Source organism: Mycetocola sp. 2940 (assembly GCF_040548835.1).
Classification (GTDB): Bacteria; Actinomycetota; Actinomycetes; order Actinomycetales; family Microbacteriaceae; genus Mycetocola_A.
Genome location: NZ_JBEPSK010000003.1, coordinates 435266 through 461920, shown reverse-complemented (window position 1 = coordinate 461920; position 26655 = coordinate 435266). Strand labels below are relative to the sequence as shown.

General features: G+C 65.2%; 20 protein-coding genes and 1 pseudogene. 14 read left to right on the top strand and 7 right to left on the bottom strand.

All coding sequences use genetic code 11. From position 1 onward, the window contains the following. The first annotated feature begins 127 nt into the window (after positions 1 to 127). The 9 genes from ABIE24_RS06975 (at position 128) to ABIE24_RS06935 (ending at position 11843) form a co-directional block, all read left to right on the top strand. The gene (locus tag ABIE24_RS06975; RefSeq protein WP_354498101.1) at positions 128 to 2812 is read left to right on the top strand and encodes a winged helix-turn-helix domain-containing protein; all 2685 of its coding nucleotides are present in this window, start codon (positions 128 to 130) and stop codon (positions 2810 to 2812) included. Positions 2813 to 2931: 119 nt separating this feature from the next. Beyond that, the gene (locus ABIE24_RS06970; RefSeq protein WP_354498099.1) at positions 2932 to 3624 is read left to right on the top strand and encodes a hypothetical protein; all 693 of its coding nucleotides are present in this window, start codon (positions 2932 to 2934) and stop codon (positions 3622 to 3624) included. A gap of 29 nt (positions 3625 to 3653) precedes the next feature. Next, positions 3654 to 3908: a DUF8691 family protein gene (locus ABIE24_RS06965; RefSeq protein ID WP_354498097.1), complete on the top strand. Its 255-nt coding sequence runs from the start codon at positions 3654 to 3656 to the stop codon at positions 3906 to 3908. Positions 3909 to 4085: 177 nt separating this feature from the next. Next, positions 4086 to 5441 (top strand): purine-cytosine permease family protein, encoded by a 1356-nt coding sequence (locus tag ABIE24_RS06960; protein ID WP_354498096.1) that lies wholly within the window; start codon positions 4086 to 4088, stop codon positions 5439 to 5441. A 33-nt stretch (positions 5442 to 5474) separates the two neighbouring features. Beyond that, positions 5475 to 7028: a hydantoinase/oxoprolinase N-terminal domain-containing protein gene (locus ABIE24_RS06955; RefSeq protein ID WP_354498094.1), complete on the top strand. Its 1554-nt coding sequence runs from the start codon at positions 5475 to 5477 to the stop codon at positions 7026 to 7028. After that, positions 7025 to 8125 carry an S-methyl thiohydantoin desulfurase family protein gene (locus tag ABIE24_RS06950; protein WP_354498092.1) on the top strand — a complete coding sequence of 367 codons (1101 nt, stop codon included), beginning with the start codon at positions 7025 to 7027 and terminating at the stop codon, positions 8123 to 8125. The genes ABIE24_RS06955 and ABIE24_RS06950 overlap by 4 nt, the downstream gene beginning before the upstream one ends. Continuing rightward, positions 8122 to 9291 carry an S-methyl thiohydantoin desulfurase family protein gene (locus ABIE24_RS06945; RefSeq protein WP_354498090.1) on the top strand — a complete coding sequence of 390 codons (1170 nt, stop codon included), beginning with the start codon at positions 8122 to 8124 and terminating at the stop codon, positions 9289 to 9291. Before ABIE24_RS06950 ends, ABIE24_RS06945 begins: the two co-directional genes overlap by 4 nt. 9 nt (positions 9292 to 9300) lie before the next feature. Further along, the gene (locus ABIE24_RS06940) at positions 9301 to 10338 is read left to right on the top strand and encodes an S-methyl thiohydantoin desulfurase domain-containing protein (RefSeq protein ID WP_354498088.1); all 1038 of its coding nucleotides are present in this window, start codon (positions 9301 to 9303) and stop codon (positions 10336 to 10338) included. A gap of 14 nt (positions 10339 to 10352) precedes the next feature. After that, a complete protein-coding gene (locus ABIE24_RS06935) occupies positions 10353 to 11843 on the top strand; it encodes a PucR family transcriptional regulator (RefSeq protein ID WP_354498086.1) in 1491 nt (496 codons plus the stop codon). Between the two features lie 79 nt (positions 11844 to 11922). On the opposite strand, the gene ABIE24_RS06930 is transcribed toward ABIE24_RS06935, so the two are convergent. From ABIE24_RS06930 to ABIE24_RS06920, 3 genes are read right to left on the bottom strand one after another with little or no spacing between them, the layout of a single operon-like run. After that, a complete protein-coding gene (locus tag ABIE24_RS06930) occupies positions 11923 to 12939 on the bottom strand; it encodes a zinc-binding dehydrogenase (protein WP_354498084.1) in 1017 nt (338 codons plus the stop codon). A 13-nt stretch (positions 12940 to 12952) separates the two neighbouring features. Then, the gene (locus ABIE24_RS06925) at positions 12953 to 13717 is read right to left on the bottom strand and encodes an SDR family oxidoreductase (protein ID WP_354498082.1); all 765 of its coding nucleotides are present in this window, start codon (positions 13715 to 13717) and stop codon (positions 12953 to 12955) included. Between the two features lie 13 nt (positions 13718 to 13730). Next, complete coding sequence (locus ABIE24_RS06920) at positions 13731 to 15113, bottom strand: GntP family permease (protein WP_354498081.1); 1383 nt, start codon at positions 15111 to 15113, stop codon at positions 13731 to 13733. Between the two features lie 118 nt (positions 15114 to 15231). Here ABIE24_RS06920 and ABIE24_RS06915 point away from each other — a divergent pair, with 118 nt between their 5' ends. Next, positions 15232 to 15927 (top strand): FadR/GntR family transcriptional regulator, encoded by a 696-nt coding sequence (locus tag ABIE24_RS06915; protein WP_354498079.1) that lies wholly within the window; start codon positions 15232 to 15234, stop codon positions 15925 to 15927. 264 nt (positions 15928 to 16191) lie between these two features. Here ABIE24_RS06915 and ABIE24_RS06910 read toward each other — a convergent pair. The 3 genes and pseudogenes from ABIE24_RS06910 to ABIE24_RS06900 form a co-directional block, all read right to left on the bottom strand. After that, positions 16192 to 16400, bottom strand: a pseudogene (locus ABIE24_RS06910) (copper amine oxidase); the annotation flags it as partial. Between the two features lie 149 nt (positions 16401 to 16549). Continuing rightward, positions 16550 to 17881: an SNIPE associated domain-containing protein gene (locus tag ABIE24_RS06905; RefSeq protein ID WP_502916248.1), complete on the bottom strand. Its 1332-nt coding sequence runs from the start codon at positions 17879 to 17881 to the stop codon at positions 16550 to 16552. Between the two features lie 226 nt (positions 17882 to 18107). Further along, complete coding sequence (locus ABIE24_RS06900) at positions 18108 to 19130, bottom strand: hypothetical protein (RefSeq protein WP_354498075.1); 1023 nt, start codon at positions 19128 to 19130, stop codon at positions 18108 to 18110. Between the two features lie 142 nt (positions 19131 to 19272). Between ABIE24_RS06900 and ABIE24_RS06895 the strand changes: the two genes are divergently transcribed. The 4 genes from ABIE24_RS06895 (at position 19273) to ABIE24_RS06880 (ending at position 23714) form a co-directional block, all read left to right on the top strand. Continuing rightward, positions 19273 to 19593: a nucleotide pyrophosphohydrolase gene (locus tag ABIE24_RS06895; RefSeq protein WP_354498073.1), complete on the top strand. Its 321-nt coding sequence runs from the start codon at positions 19273 to 19275 to the stop codon at positions 19591 to 19593. Beyond that, the gene (locus ABIE24_RS06890; protein WP_354498070.1) at positions 19580 to 21361 is read left to right on the top strand and encodes a DNA/RNA helicase domain-containing protein; all 1782 of its coding nucleotides are present in this window, start codon (positions 19580 to 19582) and stop codon (positions 21359 to 21361) included. Before ABIE24_RS06895 ends, ABIE24_RS06890 begins: the two co-directional genes overlap by 14 nt. A 91-nt stretch (positions 21362 to 21452) precedes the next feature. Continuing rightward, positions 21453 to 22514 carry an LLM class flavin-dependent oxidoreductase gene (locus ABIE24_RS06885; protein WP_354498068.1) on the top strand — a complete coding sequence of 354 codons (1062 nt, stop codon included), beginning with the start codon at positions 21453 to 21455 and terminating at the stop codon, positions 22512 to 22514. A gap of 108 nt (positions 22515 to 22622) precedes the next feature. After that, positions 22623 to 23714: a thermonuclease family protein gene (locus ABIE24_RS06880; protein WP_354498066.1), complete on the top strand. Its 1092-nt coding sequence runs from the start codon at positions 22623 to 22625 to the stop codon at positions 23712 to 23714. 90 nt (positions 23715 to 23804) lie between these two features. Here the strand turns inward: ABIE24_RS06880 and ABIE24_RS06875 are convergent, their stop codons facing one another. Next, positions 23805 to 26531, bottom strand: coding sequence for a UvrD-helicase domain-containing protein (locus tag ABIE24_RS06875; RefSeq protein WP_354498064.1), 2727 nt, complete (start codon positions 26529 to 26531; stop codon positions 23805 to 23807). Positions 26532 to 26655: the final 124 nt, after the last annotated feature.

The following is a 26655-nucleotide window of genomic DNA, read 5'->3' as shown; positions in this document are numbered from 1 at the left end:
CAAGAATCGGGCCCTGAAACAACTCAAGTCCCTGGGATACGAGGTCCACATCACCCCAGCAATTGCCTAACCCACCATCGTTTTCCTAGCAGATCCCGCGCGCCCCCGGCGTCCCTAGACTGAGCGCATGGCGATGCCCATCCTGGCCACGAAACTCTTCGTTCCTCCGCTGCGCGCCGAAGCCGTCCGCCGCGCCCGGCTCGTCCAACAATTGGACGAGGGGCTCCGCTCCGGCCGCAAACTGAGCCTCGTTTCGGCTCCGGCGGGATTCGGCAAAACCACCCTGGTTAGCGAGTGGGTCGCCGCACTCGGCGAGCGTACGCCACACGGTCGCGTGGCGTGGTTGTCTCTCGACTCGAGCGACAACGACCCGATCCGGTTCCTCGGCTACCTCGCGGCGGCGCTCCGAGACCCGGCTGCCCGTCCGGATGCCGCGCCACAGGCATCCGTCGAGGCAGCCCTGACCGCGTTGATCAACGACCTCGCCCGCACCGAGCAGCAGGTCATCCTGGTGCTCGACGATTTCCAGACGATCGAAAGCCCGGCGGTGCGCGACGCGGTCGCATTCTTGCTCGACCACCTCCCCCCACAACTGCACCTGATCATCCCGACCCGCTCCGATCCGCCCCTCCCCGTCGCGCGACTGCGGGCGCGAGGCGAGTTGACGGAACTGCGGGCGGCCGACCTTCGCTTCACCGCCGACGAAGCCTCGGCCTTCCTTCGACGGGTGACGGGGTTGTCGCTGTCCCCCGACGATGTCCGCACGCTGGAGACGCGCACCGAAGGCTGGGTCGCCGGCCTCCAGCTGGCCGCCCTGTCGATGCGCGACAGCTCAGACGTGCCGGGGTTTCTCGCCGCGTTCGCGGGCAGCCACCGGTTCGTTCTCGACTACCTCGTCGAAGAGGTTCTCGAGGCGACGCCGCCCGACGTGCGAGAGTTCCTCCTGCAGACATCCGTTCTCGACCGCCTGAGCGGGCCATTGTGCGACGCCGTGACCGGGCAGGTGGGAAGCGACCGGATGCTCGCGACGCTCGAACGGGAGAACCTCTTCGTGGTGCCGCTCGACGACGACCGCGAGTGGTTCCGGTACCACCACCTCTTCGCCGACGTGCTGCGCTCACGACTGCTGGCGCATGACCCGGAACGCGTCCTCGACCTCAACCGCCTCGCCAGCGAGTGGTACGAACGCAACGGCTCTGCCGAAGAAGCCGTGCGGTACGCGTTCGCAGCCTCCGACTTCCTCCGAGCGGCCCGGCTGATCGAGGCAACCATTCCGGGCATCCGCAGGAGCAGGCAGGATGCCACGCTTCTCACCTGGCTGACGCAGTTGCCCGCCGACGTGATCGGGCGCCGGCCGGTGCTCCGTGTCTTCTCGGCGTGGGCGTCGCTGGTGGCGGGTGACATCGATGCCGTCGAAAGTCAGCTCGCGGCGGCAGAGCGGATGCTGTCGGCGAGTCCCGGGACGGGACAGCCGGCCCATGAGTCGGAGCCGGGCGAGGAACTGCGAAACCTCCCGGTGACGATCAGCCTCTACCGCGCCGCCGTGGCTCAGGCCCAAGGAGATCTGAACGGAGTTCGGGAGAACGCTCAGCGGGCGATGGATGCCACCGCGCCCGACGATCATCTCGGACGGGGTGCGGCCGCCGGCATGCTGGGCCTCGCATCGTGGGCGATGGGAGACATCGAGGCCGGAATCCGCGCCTTCGGCACGAGCAGCGCAAGCCTTCGGCAGGCCGGTAACGTCACAGACGCCATCAACATAACGATGTTGATGGCCGACATGCTGCAGCCGCTGGGCCGCCTGAGTGAAGCACAGCGCACCTGCGAAGCGGCGCTGGCCGAAGCCGCCGCGACCGGCGGCGGGGCGGCGACCGCGGACCTCCACGCCTCCCTGAGTGAGATCCTTCTGGAGCGCAACAAGCTCGCGGAGGCGAAGCAGCACCTTGCGGGCGAGACGCACGGCGACGGTACTTTCTCGCACGAGCATCACTATCGGCAGTTCGTCGCGCGAGCGAAAGTGGCCGAAGCCGAGAACCGACTCGATGGCGCCTACGAACTGCTGACGGAAGCGGAGCAGCACTACCGGCGCGGCTTCTTCCCGGAGGCGCGTCCGATCGGGGGTATGAAGGCCCGGATGCGGATTGTGCAGGGGCGTCTGCCGGAGGCACTCGAGTGGGTGAGAGACCAGAACCTCTCCCCCGACGACGAGCTGAGTTACCTGAGCGAGTTCGGCCACATCACCCTGGCGCGGCTGCTTCTCGCGCAGTACCGGGCGGACCCGAACTCAAATGCCTTCAGCGAGGCAACAGAACTTCTGGGGCGCCTCCGAAACGCGGCGGAGGCGGGCGGACGCCGACGCAGTGTCACCGAGATCCTGATCCTGCAGTCGCTCCTACTCGAGGCGCAGGGCGACACCGCCGCGGCGCTCAACCCGCTGGAACAGGCGCTCGCCCAGGCGGAACCGGAGGGCTACGTCCGGCTGTTCGTCGCTGAGGGGCAGCCCATGCTGAGGTTGTTGCGCGCGGCCGCGGGAGCCGGCATCCGCCCGGATTACGTCCGCCGGCTGAGCCAGGCGCTCCGGCAGACCGAGGGCAGTGAGGCTCCGAGCGCGCCCCTCACCGAACCGTTGAGCGAGCGGGAACTGCACGTGCTGCGGCTGCTCTCGACCGAGATGACCGGCCCGGAGATCGCTCGCGAACTCTACGTCTCGCTCAACACGATGAGGACCCACACGAAGCACATCTTCCAGAAGTTGGATGTGACGAGCCGCCCGGCGGCGGTGCGGCGCGCGGAGGCGCTGGGACTGATCTGAACCCGCCACAATCACCACGCGACTCGTAGATGTGGTGACGCCGGGTCACCACGCGGCTTCGTAGATTTCGTGGTGTTCCCAGGCGACCGCCTGGGGCAACCACGAACATCGGAGCCATCATGAGCATCACCAGTTCCACCCTCACCCGGGCCGCCGCCGTGGCCGCCGCGCTGTACGGGCTGATCTACATCGTCATCCAATTCATCCACCCGGCCGACGTGGTCGAATCCCTCGCCACACAGCTGTGGGTGACGGTACACATCCTCAGTTTCACCATGGCCATTTTCGCGTTGATCGGCATCACCGGCATCTACCTGCGTCGGGTCACGCAGTTCGGGGTTCTCGGGCTTGTCGGGTACCTGATGTTCGGCTTGTTCTTTCTGCTGCAGTCGGCGTTCAACTTCGCTGAGGCGTTCATCGCACCGCTCCTCGTGGCGGATGCCCCGCAATTCGCGGTGGACTTCGTCGGCCTCTTCGGTCGGTACCCGGCGGTAACGGATCTCGGGGTGCTCAAGGCTCTGCCGCTCGTGGGTGCGGCGCTCTACGTCGGTGGCGCGATACTGTTCGGTGTGGCGGTCATCCGGGCGCGGATGCTGTCGCGCGGTGCCGGAATCCTGATGATCGTTGCCGCCGCAGTCACGCCTGTGGCCGGCGCGTTGCTTCCGCACGCGCTCGAGCGCATGGCGGCCATCCCGATGGGTCTCGCGTTGATCTGGCTCGGCTACTCGCTGTGGTCGAACGTGCGCAAGACCGCCGCGCTGCCTGTGACCGCCGCGGTCGAGCCGCGGCTCGACCCGACAGCCGCGGTGTGAGCGGGCAGACTCCCGGACCGGCCGACCACATGAGCACAGCACCAGCAGGTGGTCCGGCCGGTGCCCGCCGGTACGAGATCCGCGTCGAAGGGCAACTTGATCAGAGCTGGAGTGACTGGTTTGACGGTTTCACGCTCACCAGCGAGGTGGATGGGACCACCATCCTCACCGGGCCAGTCGTCGATCAGGCTGCCCTTCATGGATTGCTGGGGCGGGTGCGCGATCTCGGGGTCCCCCTGATCTCGGTGAACGCACTCGGAATTAGGCCGAGCAGCGCCGGGTAGTCGACTGCCGACATCCCGTGCGAACCGATCACCGACACCCTTCTGCGGTTACCGCCGATGAAGCGGCCTGTGCAAGATGCTGGTTGATGCTTCCAATTGCTGCACTATGCACATTTGACTCGCGTTCGGCCAGACGTAGGGTGACTGAAACCCCTACCCTCTCTTTTGGAGATACCCATGGCTCGCTTGGCCCACGCAGACGATTTTGCTCTCAGCCGCGTCCGTCCCGACGCGCAGAAACCCTGGTTCCCCATCGCGGTTCAGCGGTTCGGCCAGGTCTCGGCCCTCTCCCAATTCCTCCTGGGAGCCACCCTCGGCTACAGCATGACCTTCGGTGAGGCCTTCCTCGCCCTCCTGCTCGGCTCCATCATCCTCGAAGTGATCATGTGCATCGTCGGCATCATCGGGCAGAAAGAAGGGCTCAACACCGCTCTCCTCGCCCGCTGGACCGGCTTCGGCGAGGTCGGCGCCTCCCTGGTCGGGCTTGCGATCGGCATCAGCCTCATCGGCTGGTTCGGCATCCAGAGTGCGATCTCAGCGGAATCGCTGGATGCCCTGATGCCCGGCGTCATGCCCGCTTGGGCCTGGAGCCTGATCTTCGGCCTCGCCGTGACCGCGATCGTCGCCATCGGCTTCAAGGGAATGCAGTGGCTCGCGAACATCACCGTGCCGCTCTTCCTCATCCTCGTCGGCTGGTCCATCATCAGCGAGCTCAGCAACCACGACATCGGCGAACTCCTCACCGGCCCGGCCCCCGGCCCGACCATGAGCGTATGGCAGGGAACCGGCATCGTGGCGGGCGGCCTGATCGTCGGCGCCATCATCACCGCCGACATGACCCGGTTCAACCGCTCGCGCGCCGACGTGATCAAGCAGACGGTGGTCGGCGTCTCGCTCGGCGAGTTCGTCATCGGGCTCTCCGGTGTTCTCCTCGCTCACGCGGCGGCATCCGGCAACATCGTCGCCATCGTCACCTCCTCGGTCGGCTTCGTCGGACTCATCATCGTCATCACCGGCACGCTGAAGATCAACGACTGGAACCTGTACTCGTCGACGCTCGGCCTCGTCAACTTCATCTCGACCGCGTTCGGCAAGAACCTCCACCGGGTCACCACAACGATCGTCCTCGGCGTCGTCGGCTCCGTCCTCGCCGCCGCAGGCATCCTCGGGCAGTTCGCTGACTTCCTGATCATCCTTGGCGTGGCGTTCCCGCCCATCGCCGGCATCATGGTCGCCGAGTACTTCATCGTGAAGCGCTGGCGGCCGGAGCTCGACGCCACCCGCGCCAGCGGTCGGCTGCCCGCGACCGCCCCACGCATCGTGCCTGTGACGATCGTGATCTGGGCCATCTCCGCGGTCACCGGCTACATCATCACGTGGGGAATCCCGCCGGTGCTCTCACTGGTGCTCTCCATGGTCCTGTACGTCATCGCCGGCAAGCTCGGCCTCGTCCGCGGCGTCGGCACCGCCAAGACCGCTCAGGTCGACGAAGTTCCGGCGGATTCACGCACCGCTGACACCGTCGCCAACTGACCCCCGCACCAACCGAAAGCGAAAACAACTTCTATGCATATCGGAATCGATGTCGGCGGAACCAACACCGACGCAGTTCTCATGGACGACACCCGCACCCTCGCGGCCGTCAAGCACGCCACCACCCCGGATGTCACGAACGGCATCGTTCAGGCGATCGGCGACCTGCGCGCCGGTCACCACTTCGACGGTAGTGAGATCTCCGCCGTCATGATCGGCACGACCCACTTCATCAACGCGCTCGTGCAGGCCAAGCGGCTCGCGCCAACCGCCGCCCTCCGGCTCGGCCTCCCCGCCACGAAGGCGCTCCCGCCGCTGGTGGACTGGCCCCTCGAACTCGTCGAAGCAATCAGCGCAAGGGCCTACCTCGCGCACGGCGGCTACGAGTTCGACGGCCGCCCGATCTCCCCGCTCGACCCGGAGGAGCTGCGGGCGCACGCCGAGGACATGAAGGCGAATGGCATCCGTTCCGTCGCTATCTCCTCGGTGTTCAGCCCGGTCAACCACGACCTCGAGGTTGAGGCGGCGCGCATCGTCGGCGATGTGCTCGGACCGGACGTCGCCATCTCGCTTTCCCACGAGATCGGCCGCATCGGCCTGCTCGAGCGGGAGAACGCGACGATCATCAACGCGGCGCTGCGTGAGCTGGCATCGGAGATCGTCGACGGCCTCACCGCCGCGGTGCGCAAGCAGGGCATCGAAGCGCCGATCTTCCTGAGCCAGAACGACGGCACGCTGATGGACGAGGAATACGTGCGCCTCTACCCCGTCGCGACCTTCGCGTCCGGGCCGACGAACTCGATGCGAGGCGCCGCCATGACGAGCGGCCTCGACACCTGCGCCGTCGTCGACATCGGCGGCACCACGTCAGACGTCGGCCTGCTCATCAACGGCTTCCCCCGCGAGACCTCGAACGAGGTCAAAGTCGCCGGCATTCGCACCAACTTCCGGATGCCAGACGTGCTGTCGATCGGCATCGGCGGCGGCAGCATCGTCGACCTGGAGACCGCGGAGGTCGGCCCCGAATCGGTCGGCTACCGTCTCATGACCGAGGCGCTCGTCTTCGGCGGGTCCACGCTCACCGCCACGGACGTCGCCGTCGCGGCCGGACGCGCAGACATCGGCGACGCCTCGAAGGTGGCGCACCTGGACCCGGTGTTCGTCGAGCGGGTTCTCTCCCGCATCGCCGACCGGGTCGCTGAAGCGGTCGACCGGATGCGCACCTCTCCCGAACCGATTCCGGTCGTCGCCGTCGGCGGCGGCTCGATTCTTCTCTCCGATGAGCTGCCGCTCTTCGGTTCGGTGCACCGCCCCGAGAACTTCGCCGTCGCGAACGCGATCGGCGCCTCCATCGCGCAGGTCGGTGGCGAGATCGACAAGGTGTACGCGATCGAGCCCGGCCGCCGGGAAGCAGCCATCGCCGAGGTGCGCGCCGAAGCGATCGACAAGGCGATCGCCGCGGGGGCCTCCCCTTCCTCGGTGAGCATCGTCGACTTCGATGAGATCCCGATCCCCTACCTGCCCGGCAACGCAACACGCATCCGGGTGAAGGCCGTCGGCGACCTCGACATGGCGGTCGTGCGATGAGCTGGACAATCACCGCTGACCTCGTCCCCGGACTCGCCCGCGGCGCCGCGGTGCTCGGCACCGGCGGCGGAGGCGACCCCTACATCGGCAGCCTGCTCGCCGCGCAGGCGCTCCGGCTGCACGGCGACGTCACGGTGATCCCGCTCCGGGATGTGCCCGACGATGCCGTGGTGCTGACGGTGGCGATGATGGGTGCGCCGACCGTCATGGTCGAGAAGCTTCCGAGCCTCGACGAAGTCGTCGCCCCCGTTCACGCGCTCGAAGCATCCCTCGGCCGCGCCGTCACCCACATCGCCTGTGCGGAGGTCGGCGGCGTCAATTCGACGATCCCGATCGCCGCGGCGGCCGCCCTCGGGCTTCCGCTCATCGACGGCGACGGCATGGGCCGCGCGTTCCCTGAACTGCAGATGGTGCTGCCGACCCTGTACGGCATCAACGCGTCACCCCTCGCTTTCAGCGACGAGAAGGGCAACGTCGGCGTGTTGAACACTATCGACAACAGCTGGACCGAACGGATCGCGCGCGTCGCCTGCGTCGAGATGGGCTGCTCAGTTATGATCTCCGGTTTCGCCATGTCGGGGTCCCAGGCGCGAGAGTCACTCGTCGCCGACTCACTCTCCCTCTGCTGCGAGATCGGCGGTGGCATCGCCGCCGCCCGCGAAGCGAAGACGGACCCCGTGGCCGCGACGGTGCGTGTGCTCAACGGGCGTGAGTTCTTCGCGGGCAAAGTCGTCGATGTGCATCGCGCGACGACGACAGGCTTCGCCCGCGGCCTGGCCCGTATCGAAGGCGCCGACACGGCGCTTGAGCTCTCGTTCCAGAACGAGCACCTCATCGCCGAAATCGACGGCCAGCCCGTCGTGACCACGCCGGACCTGATCATCGTGCTCGAGCACGACTCGGGTGAGCCCATCACCACCGAGGGGCTGCGCTACGGCCAGCGGGTGCGGGTCATCGCGGCACCGAGTGACGAGCGCTGGCACAGCGCGGAGGCGCTCGCCATGGTCGGCCCCGGCTATTTCGGTTACGACACCCCGTCCCACCGCTTCGACGGCAGCGTCGAAGCGGTCGAACCTTCCGAGGAGGTTGCAGCATGAGCTGGCAACTGACGGCTGCTGATCTGCCCGACCTCGCGCGCGGCGCCACCCTGCTGGGCACGGGCGGCGGCGGCGACCCCTACATCGGCAAGATGCTCGTCGAACAGGTGCTCGGCACCGGATCGATCACCATCCTCGACCCGGACGACCTCGACGACGACCTCTTCGTCATTCCCACCGCCCAGATGGGCGCACCGACGGTGATGATCGAGAAGATCCCCGCCGGTTTCGAAGCGACGCTGGCACTGCGCACGCTTGAGGACCACCTGGGGCGGAAGGCCGGCGCCACCATGCCGATCGAGTGCGGTGGCATCAACTCGATGATTCCGCTCCTCGTTGCCGCCGAAACCGGCCTGCCCGTCGTGGATGCCGACGGCATGGGCCGCGCCTTCCCGGAACTCTCGATGGAGACGTTCGCAGTCTACGGAGTGCACGGATCCCCGCTCGCCCTCGCCGGAGAGCGCGGAGAACGCGTCATCATCGACACCGGCGACGACGACCGGCAGATGGAATGGCTGGCGCGCGGCATCACCATCCGGCTCGGCGGCGTCGGCCACATCGCCGAGTACGCGATGAGCGGAGCAGATGTGAAACGGACCGCCGTTCCGCGCACGATTTCGATGGGGCTTGCCCTGGGCCGCGCCATCCGCCTCGCCCGCGAAGCACACAGCTCGCCGTTCGAGGCGATCGCTGAGACGCTGTCGACGACGCTGTACTCGCACGTCCGTGAGCTGTTCGTCGGCAAGGTGGCGGATGTCGAGCGTCGCACCACCGACGGCTTCGCCAAAGGCCGGGCCGTCATCCTGCCGCTCGACCCGTCGAGCGATGACCGGTTCGAGATCGCCTTCCAGAACGAGAACCTCATCGCTCACCACAGCGGCGACGTCGTCGCGATCGTGCCTGATCTCATCTGCGTTGTCGACCACGAGACGGCGGAGCCGATCACCACGGAAGGACTCCGGTACGGCCAGCGCGTGCGCGTGCTCGGCATCTCGACGCCGGCGATGATGCGCACTCCCGCCGCCCTGCAGGCGTTCGGGCCGACGGCGTTCGGGCTGGCCGAGCCGTTCGTTCCGGTGGAGGGCGAAACCGCCGCCGCGGAGGCGGCGCTCGACTTCGCCGCGACTGCTCTTGGGATCGGCGCCGCTGAGGAGGTCCGCGCTTAAGCTGGGACCATGCCGACCATCCTCGAGCTCGCCAGCCTGCCCGCGCTCGCGACCGGCTTCGACCTGCTCGGCTCGGGCGGTGGCGGGGCGACGACGATGCTCGAGCTCGCACTGCGGAGCTCGCCGGACTGGCCGATGACCCTGCACGACGTTGAGGAGCTCGACTCCTCGACGCCGTGCCTCGGCGCCGCCTTCGTCGGATCGACCATGCTGCTCACCGAGCGGCTGCCCGGGTCAGCGCCGTTCGCGCCGCTCATCGCTGCAGCCGAACGCTGGCTCGGCCACCGCGTGCCGGTGGTGTGCTCACTCGAAGGCGGCGGCCTCAACGGCCTCGCTCCGTTCACCCTCGCCGGTGACCGGACGATCGTCGATGCCGATCTCTCCGGCCGCGCGGTTCCTGGTCTCGATCAGATGTCGCTGCTCGTCGATGGCGTGCCGGGCATCGTCGCGACCTGTGACACCGGAGCCGGCGGGGTCGCACTCGTGCAAACGGATCGCGCCCTCGACATCGAGCGCGTCGTTCGGGCGGCGACGATCCAGGCGGGTGGCGCGGGCGGCATGGTTTTCGCCGGCTTCACCGTCGGGGATCTGCGGGAGCACGCGATCGTCGGCAACACCGCACGCGCCCTGGCCATCGGTACCGTCTACCTCGCGGCCCGGTCCGGGTCGCTCGACGGGCTCGCCGCCGCCCTCGGCGGGCGGCTGCTGGCCGAGGGCAGGATCACCGCGATCGATCCGGATGCCGTCGACCAGCACGTGACCACATTCGGCATCACCGGAAGCGCTGGGGAGGTGCACCGACTGGTGGCGCGCTCGGAGAACCTCGCCCTCATGACCGACGGGCGCCTCGAGGCCGCCGCCCCGGATCTGATCGTCGTTCTCGACGCGATCTCGCGTGACATCCTCGAGGTGACCGACCTGTCTCGGGCGCGGCATGTCGCCGTGATCCAGCTCGACGGGCCGGCCTGGTGGTCGCGCTCCCCCGACCGCAGACGGTACGTGACGCCGTCGGCGTACGGGTTGGACGGATTGGATGGCGCGGCATGACCGACAATCTGCGCATGAGCGCACTACTTGCGCATCCGCAGAACGGGGGCGTGCGTGCGATCGCCGGCCCCGACGACGCCGAGTGGACGGGCGTCGTGGTCGAGACGAGCGAAGACGCGTTGCCCGCCGACGGCGGTGGCCGGCTCGCGGTTCTCACCGAACTGCCGCCGTCCCGGCCGTGGCAGCAGGATGCGCTGGTTCGTCGCAGCCGCGACCGGGGCTTCCGCGCCCTGGCGATCCCGCACGGCGACAACTTCGGCACCGGCACGCGTGCCCTCGCCGACCGGCTCGGCCTCACCCTCCTCCACGTCGACCGGCCGATGCTGCTGGCGAAAGCGTGCTGGCAACTCGTCGAGGCGCAGGACGCGCTGACTCTCGGTTACGTCCGCAAGGTTGCGCAGTCGATCGAGTACCACGCCAACGACCTCACCGACCTGTTGCGGCACCTGTCGTCGAGCGTCGGGCACGGCGTCGCCCTGATCGACGCGGAGGGCGTGCTTCTCGAGGTCGGAGGACAGCTCCCACCGGAGGTACACGCGGCGATCGACTTCGCCCCCTGGGTCGATCTGGCGCGGATGCCGGCCGGCACGGCGGCGTCGGTGCGGGTTGACAGCCCCAGCCGTGAAGGCCTCCGCCTCGCCTTCTTCGGCGCGGGGCTCGACGAGCGGCAGGTGAGCGCCCTCGCGGTCGCCGCCGAGGTGGCGATGCCCGCGGTCGCCGCGCGCATCCTCATCGATGAGGTCGCCGAGGTGAGCGACGCGTCCGTGTCATCCGGGGTGCTGCGCGATTTTGTGGACCTGCGCGGCACGCCGGACCCGGAAGTCGAACGCCGCATGCTCGAACGTGGCTGGCGCACGACCGGGTACCACCTGGCGTTCCGTACCGTCGGTCGCAGCAGAGTCGATGCCCTACAGCTGCTCCGCTTCGTCATGGGTGAGCTCGGCCGCATCTCCGTCGACTCCCACGCCACGACGACTGGACGAGGGGTGAGCGGGTGGCTGACGTTCTCGGAACCTCCCGCCGCTTCGCAAGTCGAGCACTACGTGGCGTCCTTGCGCGACCTGCACGTCGCAGCCCGCCGCTCGTTCAACGTCGCGACCGGGGTCGGGTCGCTGGCGAGTGGATCGGCCGGCCTCACGGCGTCGCTGAGCGAGGCCGCGGACGCGGCCCGGATCGCGGTGAACCGTTCGAACACGGGCTGGTTCGTCCGCGTCGACGGGCTCGGGCTCGAGCAGCTGCTGCTGGCGTGGACCGGCAACGACACCTTCGTGCCTGCGGCCCGTTCGCTCCTCGCGCCCCTCCAGTCGGGCGGCGGCGAGCTGCTGACGACGCTGTCCGCGTACCTCGACCACGAGTCGGCCGTGGCACCGACGGCGACCGCGCTCGGCCTGCACCGCAACACTGTCGCGACGCGCATCCAACGTGCGCAGGAACTGCTCGGCGTCGACATGAGCGACCCCGAGGTGCGGCTCGCGCTGCATCTCGCCTGCCGGGCGGTTCAGTGACGTCTCGCTCGCACGCCGCTCGCTCGCACTCCGCTCGCTAGAAGGTAGCGAAGCGACCGAAGCGGAGCAGTACGACCGCCTAACCCGCAGGCGGGAAGGTCACGACGACTTTGCCGGACCGCTCCGAGTTCCGTGCGACGGCGAAGGCCTCGCGCACCTGGTCGATCGGGAAGCGGTGGGTGATGATCCGGGCGATCCCCGAGTCGGCAGCGAGCAGTTCGATCGCCTCGTCGATCTCCTCGAAGAAACGGAACGAGCCCAGCATGGTCACCTCCTTGGAGATGAACGGAGCCAGATTGATCGGGCGTGCCTCGTTCGGAACCATGCCAACCTGAACCAGGATGCCTCGGCGGCGTACCGCGGCGACGGCCGCCGAGATCGCGACGGCGGCACCCGAGCACTCCAGCACGACATCGAACGCTTCGACGGGAAGCTTCTCCGCGCTGACCTGCACGACTGCGTCAGCTCCGAGCTCGGTCGCGCGAGCCAGTGGGCCCGCCAGCACGTCGCTGACCGTCACGTGCGCGGCGCCGCGCGCCTTCGCTGCGACGAGGGCGAGGAGGCCGATCGGGCCGGCGCCCGATACCAGCACCCGGCGCCCGGTCAGGTCCCCGGCGCGGGTCGCGCCGTGCAGGGCCACGCCCAGCGGCTCGGCCAGCGCAGCGTCCACGACCGCGAGACCGGCTGGAAGCGGCCGGATCATTCCGCGTTCGACGACGAGGTACTCACTCATCCCGCCCTGGGTGTGCGGCGTGGTCGCCGCACTTCCGAGGTAGGAGCCTCCGGGCCAGAGGTGCGCGGCATCCTCGATCCCATCGACCGGGGTGCCGAACCGGGCCGGGTGCACCGTGACCGGGTCGCCGGCCTGCAGCTGCCCGGACGGATCCTCATCCACCCAGCCGGAGAGCTCGTGGCCGGGGATCAGAGGTTCCCGAACGACATACTCGCCGTTCGCACCCTCGAAGTGATAGTGCAGGTCGGATCCGCAGATCCCCACGGCAGAGACCCGCACCCGCACCTGCCCCTTACCGGGAACCGGGACGGGCAGCTCGACGACGTCGAGCTGGTCTTTGCCTTCGATGATGGCTGCGCGCATGAGTGTTCTCCAATCAGACGACGGCGGTCATGCCGCCGTCAACGAAAATGTTCTGTCCAGACACGAAGCTCGAGGCGTCCGAGACGAGGTAGAGCAACGTGCCACGCAGCTCGCTGAAGTTCCCCCAGCGGTGGGCGGGCGTGCGATTGACGAGCCAGGTGTTGAAGGTCTCGTCCTCGACGAGGGCCTTGTTCATCTCGGTGGCGAAGTAGCCGGGCGAGATCGCGTTGACCTGGATGTCGTAGCGGGCGAGATCTGCCGCCATTCCCTGCGTGAGGAGTGCGAGTCCCCCCTTGGAGGCGGAATACGGGGCGATGGTCTGTCGCGCCAGCTTTGACTGAACCGAGGCGATGTTGACGATCTTGCCCGACCGGCGCTCGACCATGCCAGGCACGATGAAGCGTGAGACGTAGAACGCACTGGACAGGTTGCTGCTGACGATGGCATCCCAATCCTCGACGGCGAACTCCTCGAACGGCGCACGGCGCTGCACGCCGGCGTTGTTCACAAGGATGTCGGGAACGCCGTGTTCTGCGACGAGGTCACCGACGGCATCCTTCACGGCCACGGCATCCGTCACGTCGAAGAAGACGGAAGCGGGCCGCGCCCCGGTGGAGCGCTCGATGGCATCCGCCGTCTCGGTGAGGGCCGCACGGTCGCGGCCGTGCAGGATGACGGATGCCCCGGCCTCGGCCAGTCCCTCAGCGAGGGACCGGCCGAGACCACGAGACGAACCGGTGACGAGGGCCAGACGGCCGGTGATATCGAACATGCTCATGGGGTCCTCCGGATTAGAAGATCGCGTAGATCGCGAGGATCAGGACGAATGCGACGACCGATTCGAGCGTCTGTTGCACGGTCCAGGTCTTCAGCGTGGTCTTCACATCCATGTTCATCAAGCGACCGACCAGCCAGAAGCCGGAGTCGTTGACGTGCGAGGCGAACACCGAACCCGCTGCGGCGGCCAGGGTGATGGCGGCGGTGTCGATGAGGCCGAAGTTGCCGGCGAGCACAGCGGGCGCGAGGAGGCCACCGGTGGTGACGAGTGCGACGGTCGCCGAACCTTGCGCGACGCGGAGCGCGACGGCGACGAAGTAGGCAGCGAAGATCAACGGCACACCGAGGCCCGAGAGCGAGTCGGCGAGCGCGTCACCGATACCAGAGGCGCGCAGCACCCCACCGAACATCCCGCCGGCGCCGGTGATCAGAATGACGGAGGCCACAGAGCCGAGGGTCTGGTCGACGAGCTTCTCAAGTGCGGTGCCGTTCTGCCCACGTGCCTTGCCGAGAACGAGCAGGGCGATGAGGGCCGAAATGAGCAGGGCGACCGGCGACGTGCCGATCATCTGCAGCGCCTGGACCCACATTTCCGAGGAGTCGACGGTGCCGGCTGAGGCCAGCGCGCCGAGGCCGGTGTTCATCAGGATCAACACCATCGGAAGCAGCAGGATGCTAACGACTGTGCCGAATTTCGGCGGGTTGGCGATCTCGTCGTCGTCCTTGAAACCGAAGAGCTCGGGGACGATCATCGGGTAGCGGTTGTTGACGATCTTGGCCCACAGGTAACCGCTGACGTACCAAACCGGGAACGCGATGATAAGACCGATGATGAGAACGACACCGAGGTTGGCGCCGAAGAATTCCGTAGCCGCGACCGGTCCCGGGTGCGGGGGCAGGAAGATGTGCATCACGGAGAACGCGGCCGCGCCGCTGAACCCGTAAAGAAGCAGGTTCTTGCCGCCGATGCGCCGGGCGACGGCGAACATGATCGGGAGCATCACGATCAGACCGGCGTCGAAGAAGATCGGGAAGCCGAGGATCAGCGAGGTGATGCCGAGCGCGAAGGCCGCGCGCTTCTCGCCGAAGATGGCGACCATTCTCTCGGCGACGACGCGGGCGCCTCCCGAGGATTCGATCATCCGTCCGAGGATCGCGCCGAGGCCGACCAGGAGGGCGACTGATCCGAGGGTGCCCCCGAACGAGGTGATCAGGACGTCGTTGACGATCTTTGCTGTGGGAATACCCGTTGCGATCGCCGTGAGCAACGACACGACCACAAGCACCAGGAAGGCGTGCAGTCGGACCTTGATCACCAGGAACAGAATGAGCGCTACCGCCGCGGCCGCAATGGCCAGTAGGGGTCCGGTGCCCAGGGTCTGGGTCCAATCTTCCATGTGTTTCTCCATTGAATTTCTTGCTCAAATTGCGCGAACCTCGCGCGAGCCTCGATAAAGGTACTACTTATTAGGCCGCTAAGATAATACGTATCGATTCGGCGGCAAGGGAGCGGCGATGGGAATGCATGGAGACGTGCTCAATGAGCTTGGGCGACGGATCGCGGCGGGCGACCCTCGGCCCGGGACGGTACTCAAACTCGCGCAGCTCGAGCAAGAGCACTCCGTGTCTCGCACTGTGATCCGCGAAGCGATCCGCGTGCTTGAGAACATCGGCATGGTGGCTGCCCGTCGGCGGGTCGGAATTACCGTTCAGCCCCGGGAGCTCTGGGACGCGCTCGACCCGTATCTCATTCAGTGGAGCCTGCACGGACCTCTCCGCCATCAGCAGCTCGAATCGTTGATGGAGCTGCGCGTGGCGGTCGAACCGATGGCGGCGTCACTCGCCGCCGAACGCGCCACGGTCACTCAGCGCGCGGAGTTGCTGCGCCTGGCCGAGCAGCTCAACGACTTGGGTCAGCAGGGTCTCGGCCAGACCGAGGAGTACCTCGGGGTCGACGTTGCGTTCCATGCGCTGCTGCTGACGTCGTCGGGCAACCCGCTGCTGGCCGCCATGGCGACGCCGGTGGCGGAGGAACTCGCTGGGCGCACGAAGCTTGGACTGCATCCGACCGTTCCCGCACCAGGCACACTGGAGCAGCACCTCGTCCTAGCGCGGGCCATTGCGTCCGGAGACCGGAAAGAGGCCGAAGCACACTCGCACGCTCACCTCCTCGGCGTCTGGGGGGAGATCGCGCAGGGCAAAGCACCTTAGTCACGGCCGCCAAAGCACAGCCGGTGGGCGGCGCTGAAGCGTCGCCCACCGGTTGTGCTTGGATCTATGCCGCATCGGCGGTCCCGTCTGGTGAGACGAACCCCGCACTCGGCCGGGGCCGAGCGCCGCGATCCGAGCCAGGAAGATCTTCTTCCCCAGTTCAGACAGCAGCGCGTCGTGTCGGAATCACCTTCGCAGGATTCATCGCCCGCAGGAACTCCACCGTTTCGCCCAGCGCACCCCACGGGGCGGAGGGCGGAAGAGCTGCCAGAACCGCACCGGCGACGGATCACCGTAGGGCACGAGCATCTCGTTGATCGAGGACGGTAGATCACGGGGCGTTCCTCACGGGCATCCGTGAAGGAGAGCTGACGGAGCACGAGCCCTTCGCGCACGTCGAAGCCGACCTGGCACTTCCAAATCGCCCAGCTGACGACATCACCGTCGACCGTGACGCTCGGTCCCTCCGGCTGCGCGGTTCGAAGCTATCTCACCAGCGACACAGCCCGACCGGCCAACCCGCCCCCGCGCTCAAACTAACTGACGGATTTTCGACAGCAGACCGTCTCCGGACATCGAAGGAACGAACGTGCACACTGGATGCCGCCGACAGCGGCCGCGCCTACGTTTGGCGGGTCGGCCACAGGCCGACCGACTGCCTGTACTCCATGGCATCGGCGGTCTCCGTGAACTCCAGCAGGTTACCCACCTTCTCGAGCAACACATCTCGGACCTCGGAGGGGCTCGCGAAGAAGAATTCTTTCCGGGCATTCGCCCGGTTCAGCGCCCGATCGGCGAAATGCTTATGCAGTTCGTTCTCTAGCGTCACCGCATCCTCCGAGAAATAAAGGGTGTGCGTGTCGAACCGGAACGGGACGGATGCGCCGCTGAGTTCGGCGATCCGGTCCGCCGGCTCGAGGCGGCGAGTCAAACCGATCTTCACTACGTTCTTTCCGAACGCGCCCTCGTTCGAGATCACGTACACGTAGCCCGCGCGGATATTGGCAGCTCGGAAATCGTTCTGCTCGATCGCAGCATCGATGAGTGAGAGGCGATCCAGGAGGTCTGCGTCGGACTGCCCTTGCTGCTCTAGAACGCTGAGGGCGTTGAGTAGGTGGGCGCGCTCTTTGTCCAGCCGCGCGCGTTCTTCCGCGAGTTCTTTCGCCACCCGGTTCTCCTCTTTGAGCCGAGCTCGTTCCTCGCGTTGCTCTTCTCTCTCTTCCTGCTTCTTCATCAGCCAGTCAGAGGTGAGTTCGATCTCTTCAATTCGGAGCGCATGAAATTCGTCGTTGATCTGCATTTCCATCATTCGACCGAGCTTCGCGATCGCAGTGCGAGTGGCATCCATTCGACGCTTCGCCGTGACAACGTTTCCTGCTCTAAGAGTCCTAATGCTGTTATCGGCTTCGGCGTTGTAGGCGCGCAGCATGAGCTTGGAGAGATCGTCTGTCATTCGACGCCCCTGAGCCAACGAGTTGTTAAAGGTGAAGAGCTCCGACTTGACGATCGCCCGCCCGGTCTTGATGAGCTCGGCCGCGCGGCCTTCGATCGCGCCCAGGCGCTCCTGGTACGCGACCGCGGACTCGAGTGGGTGGTGATACCTATATATGCCCACGTCTTGCAGAATGACCGCATCATCCAGTTCAACGTAGGTCTCTGAGGTTGTTGCAGCCAGGCGCGAACGCAACGCGGCATTCTCTGCTTCAAGCAAGGCGACCCGGGCCGATTCGAGTCGAGCGGGTTGCTCTTCAACCGGAAGGTCTTGAGGCAGACTGCCCGTCGCTGGACCAACCTCTTCCGGAGCTTCATGACTGGCGGTTCCTGACGCGACCCAGAGTTCCCAGTCTGGAGGCGGGTCTGGCCAGGATGGGTCTGGCGTCCAGCCCGCTGGCGGTTGCCACCCGGGCGGCGGTTTGGGCCACCCGGGTGGTGGGTTGAAATTTAGCCCGCTCAACCCTGCACGCTCCGGACACCCGCACCGCTCACAGGTAACAGGCCCAACGGATTCTTCGACACAATGGCACCGAGATGGGCGAGCGTTGCCGCGGGAACGACCGCCGATAGGTCCAGTTCGGAGAAGACATCACGGGAAACGGCCACGGCGGCAAGCGGCACATACGTTTCACGGCCTGTGGCTGGATTGATGGTCTCTGTGCCAAGTTCCAAAGCGATACTTTGAATTAGCCACGTCGATCTGCTTCGAATACTTCGTGGAGGCTCCGCAAGGCAACGTTGTGAGCGACATCCGCGTACCTCTCTTTGGCTTCCTTCTGAGAGAGTGGTGTCTCTACAATCTCGTCGGACGCCTTCACATACCTGTATCCCTTGACAGCAGGAAACTCGCCTGGGCCTGGGATCAACACCCTCATGCTGAGTTCTGCGGTCGATGGCTCGAACTGCGCTGAATGACGCACCTCGACTTCCTCCGGGTAGACCGAGTTCGCGAGGACGATGCCCACATACTCCTGGACAGCATCCTCGGTCCCGTATCCGAGCCCGGTAATGAGCCGGTCAAGGTCGGCATTCTGTTCGCGGACCGCTTCTTCTCGCGCCGCGCACTCCGCGTCGTATCGTGCTTTCTCATTCTCGAGCTGTTCCAAGCGTCGCTGCTCCGCTGCCGTGTGGTCAGCAGCCTGCGCTTCGCGACGACCCGGTAACTCCTGCGTCGCCGCATGCCAAGCCCAGTAGTCGGCAGCGTACTGAGCCTCCACCGCCGCTTCCGCCTCAGCGTGCTTCTGCTTTCGTCCTAACAAACCCTTCGGAGGCTGAACGGGCTGCTTTACCGGGAGCGCCGGCTCCGGGATGGGTACAGGAGCGGGGAGCGGATGCATTAGATCGGGCCGATCGAACGGCGGATGCGTGACCACTTTTCGGAGCGTTTCAAGATCTACATAGTCGTCAACGCTCAAGGTCGCAGAGAGCAGCGAATCGATGCGCTCATACTGCGCCGCAAGTTGGCCGTTCAGCTGCTCAACTTCTGCCTGCATAGCCTCGACATGGGCAGCAGCAGCTTCCTTCTCAAGTCGCCGCCGATCTGCCTCTGACGCTTTCTGAGCTGCCAACGTCGCTCTCTGCGCTGCCTTTTGCGCCTGTTCAGTGCGTCGAACGGCCGCGTTGTATTCACGGACAGCCGCGGCTTGGCGCTTTTCTGCGAGACGTGCCTGGTGCTGCATTTCGGCAAAAAATCCTCGACGCTGGGCCATTCGAACCTCCTTGTCTGGTTACTCGATCCGTAGTCGATTGAGGTCGACATACGCACCTCACGGCGGAAGACACCCAGAACGCGTGTCATACGGCTGGCAGAGTAAGCCTCGACCTGCGAGGTAGCGCTGCTAAGTTGACGGAATGGTCGAAAAGTCAGTCCGCGACGAGATCGCAGCGTTTATGGCCGAGCGCGAGTGGTCACAGTTCCATAGCCCTGAAAACCTCGCGAAAAGCATCGCGATCGAGGCCGGTGAATTGCTCGAGTGCTTCCAGTGGGATGCCGCCGCCGACCCTGCACGCGTCCGGGAGGAGCTCGCCGACGTACTCACCTACTGCGTGCTCCTTGCAGACCGCATCGGCGCCGACCCGAGCCAGATTGTCAAAGACAAGCTGGCCAAGACTCGCGAGAAGTACCCGACAGAAAAAGCACGGGGTCGAAGCACGAAATATGACGCCCTCTGATATCTCGCGCCTCGATTTCACTCCTGAGGCGGTCACCCAGTGGGCTCCGAGCCACCCACGAAACACCAACTGGCCCGTTGTGTACGTCCTCGACGATGCCCAGGCCGAGAAGACAAACTCGACTGGCGGGAGACTTCGCGACGTGTACGTGGGAGAGTCTCGAAACGCAGCAGTTCGGATGCGACAGCACCTCGACTCTCCAGACAAACGGCACCTGAAACGCATCCGCGTGATCGTCGACGAACGGTTCAACAAGTCAGCCTGTCTGGACCTCGAGTCGTTCCTCATCCGGCTCCTCGCCGGCGATGGGGCATATCGTGTGCTGAACCGAAACGACGGCATCACGGATGGCGACTACTACAACCGCGACTTGTACCGGGAATCGTTTCGTGAGGTCTTCGACAAGCTGCAGGCCGATGGAGTCTTCACCCGGAGCATCCCGGAGATTGAGAACAGCGATCTCTTCAAACTCTCTCCGTTCAAGGCGCTGACCCAGGATCAAGCGGTTGCCGTTGAGGACATTCTCGAGGGACTCTTCGCGGACCTTGGGTCGGGCGCCAACAGCACGATCGTGATTCAGGGCGAGCCAGGAACCGGCAAGACAGTTGTCGCGATTTACATGCTGAAACTGCTTGTGGACATCGCGAACACCGTCGCCCTAGAGGACTTCGACAGCGACACGATGTTCTCGGAGCTGTTCATCCCTCAAAATCGCGCGCTCTTGACCGATCTGCGGATCGGTCTCGTGGTGCCGCAGCAATCTCTGCGCGAGTCGATCAGAAAGGTGTTCCGGAAGACTCCAGGGCTAGATCCCTCGATGGTGCTGACGGCATTTGATGTCGGGAACGCTGATGAAGACTTCGATCTCCTGATCGTCGACGAAGCGCACCGTCTCAACCAGCGCGCAAATCAACCATCCGGCGTGCAAAACAAGAACTTCGCCGACATCACGAAGAAGCTCTTCGGCTTCGATGACTTGGCCAAGACCCAGCTCGACTGGATCCGCGCGAAGAGCAAGCATCAGATCTATCTGCTGGACGCCGAGCAGAGCGTGCGCCCTGCCGACGTTCCGCCTGAACTGCTCGGTGCCCTTGTCAGCGCTACGAAGGATCGACACCGTCACTACCCGCTGGCCACGCAGATGCGGGTCCAGGCAGGGTCGGACTACCTGGCGTATGTTCGGCGCATCCTCGGTTCGCCGGGCCCTTGGGACGATCCCCATTCACCCGCGAAAGAACAGTTCGAAGGATACGACTTCCGGATGTTCGACAGTGTTGCCGACATGCGCGCTGAAGTGCGTCGGAAGGAAGAAGAAGCGGGGCTTTCTCGCATGCTGGCCGGCTTCGCATGGCCCTGGAAATCCAAGAATGACAAGACTGCCTACGACATTGAGATTGATGGTCACCGATTTCGTTGGAACAGCACCCAGACGGACTGGGTGGCGTCGCGGAAGTCCCTCGAAGAAGTAGGGTCAATCCACACCGTGCAGGGATACGACCTCAACTACGCCGGCGTGATCATTGGGCCTGACCTTCGCTATGACGCGAAGGCCGGGCGACTATTCGTCGACCGCGCGTCGTACTTCGACAAGAAGGGTAAAGAGAACAATCCTGTCCTCGGCAAGGTGTACTCCGATGATGACCTGCTCCGCTTCATTCGTAACATTTACGCAGTTCTCCTAACTCGCGGCATCCGTGGCACATTCGTTTACGTCTACGACCCCGCTCTTCGTGAATACCTCCGGGCCTTCATTCCGACTGCACAGTAAGCGAACCTTCCGTTAGCGCCGGAATATCCTTCGCTCATCGTCGGTTGGGCAAATTGATGCGTATGCATCGACCTAGTAGAACGGGCGGACCATGGCAAAGCACCTCGAACTCGGACTCGACACCTTCGGCGACGTGACCGTCGACAATAGCGGCGAGCGCCAGAGCGACGCTCAGGTGATCCGCAACACCATCGCCCAGGGCGTCCTCGCCGACCAGGTCGGCATTGACTTCATCGGCATCGGCGAACACCACCGCGACGACTTCGCCATCTCCGCCCCCGACATGGTGCTCGCCGCGATCGCCGGCCAGACCGAACGCATCCACCTCGGCACCGCCGTCACCGTGCTCTCCAGCGACGACCCGATCCGCGTCTTCGAACGCTTCTCCACCCTGGATGCCGCCAGCAACGGCCGCGCCGAAGTCATCCTCGGCCGGGGCTCGTTCACCGAGTCGTTCCCGCTGTTCGGGTTCGACCTCGCCGACTACGAGACCCTCTTCAACGAGAAACTCGACCTCTTCGTGCAGCTGCTCAAGGAGAAGCCGATCACCTGGTCCGGCAGCTACCGTGCCCCGCTCGTCGACCAGGACGTCTTCCCGAAGACCGAGTCCGGCCGGCTCACCGCGTGGATCGGTGTCGGCGGATCACCGGAGTCCGTCGTCCGGTCGGTGCGCACCGGCATCCCGATGATGCTCGCGATCATCGGCGGCGACCCCGCACGGTTCCTGCCGTACGTCGAACTGTACGGGCGGGCGTCCGACCAGCTGGGCCTGCCGCGGATGCCGCTCGGCGCGCACTCCCCCGGGCACATCGCCGCCACCGACGAGCTCGCCCGCGAGCAGCTCTGGCCGCATTTCAAGAAGAACCGCGACCGGATCGGCGCCGAGCGCGGCTGGCCGCCGGTGACCGAGGCGGAGTACCTCAGCGAGGTCGAGCACGGCTCGCTCTACGCCGGCTCTCCGGAGACGGTCGCCCGACGGATCGCAGCAACGGCCCGAACGCTCGGGCTGGACCGGTTCGACCTGAAGTACGCGAACGGGACGATGCCGCATGAGCAACTGATGACGAGTATCGAGTTGTACGGCACGCAGGTGATTCCGCTGGTGCGGGAGATGCTCGCGTCGCACCCCACTACTCGCGTAGCACCCCAATAGGAGGGCGATTCTCACGCTTCGACGGCGCCCGAACTGCATCGTCGCCATACTTGGGTTTCTCACTCATTTGGCATCCCCCGCCATTCGACAGATACCGAAGGCCCGCGCATGTATACAATTCGGGAGCGTCGTAGCCCGCTGCATCGAGATCTTCTGATCATCACGGTTCTTATCGCTCTTATTGGGATTCCCGTCGCACTACTGGCGTCCGCAGGTTCTGCCTCCGCCGACGAAGCGACCGTCGTGCGGGTCGTGGATGGCGACACGATCGACGTGAAATTGCATGGCGATAAAGTGCGAGTCAGATTGCTCAATGTCGACGCACCGGAATCGACGAGCCCTTCCAAGCTCGAATGCCTCGGAATCGAAGCCTCGCAGTACCTAGAGGGACTCCTTCCGGCAGGCACCGCAGTGAAGCTTTTATACGACGAAGAGCGCGAGGACCGCTATGGGCGTTTGCTCGCAGGCGTGGAACTCATGGATGGAAATCTCGTGAACGCGATGATCGCGGAGAACGGTCTCGGGACCGCAATTGTCGTTGGTTCCAATGATCGCTTTTATCGGGCGGTGACGCAGGCGCAGGAAGAAGCTCAAACTGATCAAGCCGGCCTTTTCTCGGAGGACATCGAATGCACGGTACCGGCGCAGTTGTCTGCCTTGGAGGATGATCTAGAGACAATTGAGGGAACGGTGTCCGAGGGAGTGACTTCGGCGAGCCTGGCCGAGTCCGCCATTGCCGCAACAGCGATTGCCACTTCGGCCGCTGCTCTACACGCCCTCGCAGCGACAGATACTGATGCCTGGTCCATTCTGTCGGGGAAGAATCGCACAAGGGCACTTGACGCTTTGGTCGCGCTTTCGGCGCACGCCACAACAACTAGCGCGGGGTTCGTTACCGCCTCCGCTCTTGCCGCCGCGGAGGAACAGGAAGCTACTCGTCTGGCGGAGGAAGCTCGTCTGGCGGAAGAAGCTCGTCTGGCGGAAGAAGCACGACAGGCGGAAGAAGCACGACAGGCGGAAGAAGCACGACAGGCGAATGAGGAGCGGTCCAGGTCAGCGCCTCCAGCCACCCCGCCGGTCGCCCCGAAGGTTACCCCTCCATCCAGCGGATACGACGGGTACACCGGTTGTCGCGCCTACGGAAAAGGCGGCACGTCAATAGATGAAAAGGGTCGACCGTACACGAAGATCCCCTGCTGAACCGAAGCAGCAACATGCCTGCTGATTAGGTCCCGCGGATTCGCTGAGGTCGTGACCGTGATCGAGGTTGGCGGGGCTCAGGACCTCGGTTCAAGGATGAGCGACTTCCCCGGCCGAAGATGCAAGCGTTCCTCGGCACCTCGGGTACAGTTGGCACCCCCAGAACGGACCCCCCTTGCTTGAGCGCTTCACCATGAAGGCTCGAGCGCAGCAGGGGCACACAACCGAGTCGAGTTCTTCACCGATTACGTTGGTGCGGAGGAGGTCGCTGTCGCGAACCAGCTCGACGAGAAACGGAGATTCCTTCTTGTCCACCGTCACGAGCATCACCCCTCGGCGCGCTCGCGTCAGGGCCACGTAGAACAGCCGGCGCTCCTCGGCCCGAGCGAACTCTTCAGCCTCCGGCATCGCGAGGCGCAAGACCGGGTCGTCTGGAATGGTGCTCGGGAAACCCCACTTACCGGACGTCATCCCCGGGATCACGATGAAGTCGGCCTCAGCACCTTTTGAGCCGTGGGCGGTCATGAATCGCACATCGAGCAGGTCAGAGACCTCCTTCGCATGAGACAGGTACTTCGCCTGGTAGTTGTAGCGGCCCAGCACGAACGCTGTCACTTTGCGGCCGTCGAGCGCCGGAACATCACCGTTTTGAATGCGCCGGTGCAACTCTTTCAGCCGGTACCGGATTGCCTCGGCCACGGCATCCTCGCGCACGACAGAGACGACCTCGATCGTCGGCGGATACTCAGCCGTCGATGAGGTCACACTCTTGGCGATCTGCGTTGGGTTCTTCAGAACGAATTGACTCGAGACATCCGCGATCGATTGCGGAAAGCGGAACGTCCGCTCAAGACGCAACACCTCCGCTGGTCCGAACCAGCGCTCGAAGTCCGTCATCACGGACACGTCTGCGCCGGCGAACCGGTTGATGCTCTGCCAATCGTCTCCAACTGCGAATAGGTGGCGCTCCGGCAGGGCGACAAGGGCGCGCGACAGTCGCGCCCTTGCGTAGCTGGCGTCCTGGAACTCATCGACCATCACGAGGTCGTGCGGGCTTTGCCAGTCGCCGTTCTCCAGATGCCCTGCCGCCAGGTTGAGCATGTCTTCGAAGTCGATGCAGCCCTCCGCGGCAAGGCGGCGCTCCCACTCGACGCGGATAGCCGCGAATAAGGCCAAAAACGAAGAGTAGCGAAAGCGTACCTGGCCGTCAGAGACGTCATCGAGCTTCTTCTGTAGTGCGTCGTCGCTGAGCTCGTTGCTCTTGGCGTGGACGAGAAAGGACCGGAAGGTCTGGAGCAGCCTCTCATTCTCGATGATCTTCTCGCCGCGGACCGGGCGCTCCGGGTCGAACTGCAGACGGACGCCGCGGCTCGTCAGTTCCCTGGCCAGTGCGTCGAGAGCGCGCCCGCTCCACAGCTCAGCCATTGTCGTCTCGAGAAGGGCCGTTCCGTGCTCTCGGTGCAGGCCCCGCTTCCAGTGCACGCCGTCGAGGTAGCCCTCAAATTCGGGCGGTGGCTGCCCGTCCTCATCCAGCGCCCAGTGCTCGTGGTAAACGCCGATCGTCGGATAGTAGAAGTCAGGACGATACTGACGGTGTTCGGAATCCGCTGTATCGATTTCGTAGGGACGCTCGTACTCGTACGCGACCCCGTTGAAGTAGAGCCAGTCGGCGATCAGTCGCTCGCCGGAGCTCGCCACCTCCTCGCCTTGCGCGGTTCGGTACACCGCGGCGTCCGCCGTTGGCTCGTCAGTGGAGTCATGGGCGGCGGAGTCCACGTAGTCACGGGCCAGCACAGCGCGGAAGAAGTCCCACCGCGTCCGGAAGGCCGGATCAGAGGCCCGAAGATCCCGAACGATGTCGCCGAGGCGCGCGATGTCCCCGCCCTGCAGCCATGGTGCCACAGTGGGTTTGCGGCCAGTGGCCTGGCCAATCACATCGATGCCGAAGGCGTGGAACGTACGCACCGTGACCTTGTCGGCATCCAGCCCCAGTGGAATCAGCCGGTCCAGTGTCCGCTGCTTGAGTTCCTTGGCTGCCGCGTTATTGAAGGCGAGCATGAGGATCCGGTCCGCCGGAACCAGTCCGCGACGCAGCGCGTAGCCGGCCTTCGCCACCATGGTCGAGGTCTTGCCGGACCCCGCGGAGGCGACAACCAGCATCCGGTTGTCAAAGCAGACAACGGCTCGCGCCTGCTCGTCTGTGAGCGGTGACTTCTCGACTGTGTCGAAGAAGGGGCGGTATTTACGGACAACGTCGTCCAGGTGCAGGTCGTTCTGACCGCGGATGAAGGTGGCGAAGTCTCGATCCCAGATCGCGAAGCAGGGATGCCGTGACTCGCGTTGGGCTTCCACATGGCTGTTCAGCAGAGGCTCATCGAGGAACGTGCCGAATCCTGTCGATTCCTTCTCGGCTCCCCAGTGGACCGCGAATTCGTGGGTGAGCCAGCCATGGTCGCTAATCTGCCGGGCAGCTGCACCGTCGAGGTCGCCTGCCCAGTGAACGACCCGATCCATCGACTGGTCAAATTGCTCCTGCAGCTTCTTCAGCCGCCGGCGAAGTAAGAGGTCGTCGCGTGCGGCCTCAATGATCGAAACAATGCGCTTGGCTCGGAAGGTCGAGAGTGCGCCCAGCCGGTGAGAGCGGTCGGCGATCGTCAGCTCGACGGTCGCCCACGGCCATCCCCGTGACACGACAATATCGAAGGGATCGCCCAGGTCACATTGTGCGTCACCCGCGGGATCGGCCACCACGAGGAACTCATCGTCGAGCGCGAACTTCCACTGCCCCGCTGCCGCCGGGGCGAAAAGGCGCGCCAAGCGCGACGGTTCCCAGAGCTGACTCATCAGGCCTGGACGCCGATCGGACGAGCGATCCGAGACCTTCTTACCCTGGAGCTTGGTGTGCACAAACCTTGCCATCCGGGGCGGCGCAGTCGGGTGA

Coding starts and splice junctions, on each gene's coding strand:
- ABIE24_RS06955 (WP_354498094.1), top strand. CDS start 5,475: ATGCATATCGGAATCGATGTCGGCGGAACCAACACCGACGCAGTTCTC.
- ABIE24_RS06925 (WP_354498082.1), bottom strand. CDS start 13,717: ATGAGCATGTTCGATATCACCGGCCGTCTGGCCCTCGTCACCGGTTCG.
- ABIE24_RS06950 (WP_354498092.1), top strand. CDS start 7,025: ATGAGCTGGACAATCACCGCTGACCTCGTCCCCGGACTCGCCCGCGGC.
- ABIE24_RS06940 (WP_354498088.1), top strand. CDS start 9,301: ATGCCGACCATCCTCGAGCTCGCCAGCCTGCCCGCGCTCGCGACCGGC.
- ABIE24_RS06960 (WP_354498096.1), top strand. CDS start 4,086: ATGGCTCGCTTGGCCCACGCAGACGATTTTGCTCTCAGCCGCGTCCGT.
- ABIE24_RS06945 (WP_354498090.1), top strand. CDS start 8,122: ATGAGCTGGCAACTGACGGCTGCTGATCTGCCCGACCTCGCGCGCGGC.
- ABIE24_RS06920 (WP_354498081.1), bottom strand. CDS start 15,113: ATGGAAGATTGGACCCAGACCCTGGGCACCGGACCCCTACTGGCCATT.
- ABIE24_RS06895 (WP_354498073.1), top strand. CDS start 19,273: ATGGTCGAAAAGTCAGTCCGCGACGAGATCGCAGCGTTTATGGCCGAG.
- ABIE24_RS06880 (WP_354498066.1), top strand. CDS start 22,623: ATGTATACAATTCGGGAGCGTCGTAGCCCGCTGCATCGAGATCTTCTG.
- ABIE24_RS06970 (WP_354498099.1), top strand. CDS start 2,932: ATGAGCATCACCAGTTCCACCCTCACCCGGGCCGCCGCCGTGGCCGCC.
- ABIE24_RS06915 (WP_354498079.1), top strand. CDS start 15,232: ATGGGAATGCATGGAGACGTGCTCAATGAGCTTGGGCGACGGATCGCG.
- ABIE24_RS06965 (WP_354498097.1), top strand. CDS start 3,654: ATGAGCACAGCACCAGCAGGTGGTCCGGCCGGTGCCCGCCGGTACGAG.
- ABIE24_RS06935 (WP_354498086.1), top strand. CDS start 10,353: ATGAGCGCACTACTTGCGCATCCGCAGAACGGGGGCGTGCGTGCGATC.
- ABIE24_RS06885 (WP_354498068.1), top strand. CDS start 21,453: ATGGCAAAGCACCTCGAACTCGGACTCGACACCTTCGGCGACGTGACC.
- ABIE24_RS06900 (WP_354498075.1), bottom strand. CDS start 19,130: ATGGCCCAGCGTCGAGGATTTTTTGCCGAAATGCAGCACCAGGCACGT.
- ABIE24_RS06890 (WP_354498070.1), top strand. CDS start 19,580: ATGACGCCCTCTGATATCTCGCGCCTCGATTTCACTCCTGAGGCGGTC.
- ABIE24_RS06975 (WP_354498101.1), top strand. CDS start 128: ATGGCGATGCCCATCCTGGCCACGAAACTCTTCGTTCCTCCGCTGCGC.
- ABIE24_RS06930 (WP_354498084.1), bottom strand. CDS start 12,939: ATGCGCGCAGCCATCATCGAAGGCAAAGACCAGCTCGACGTCGTCGAG.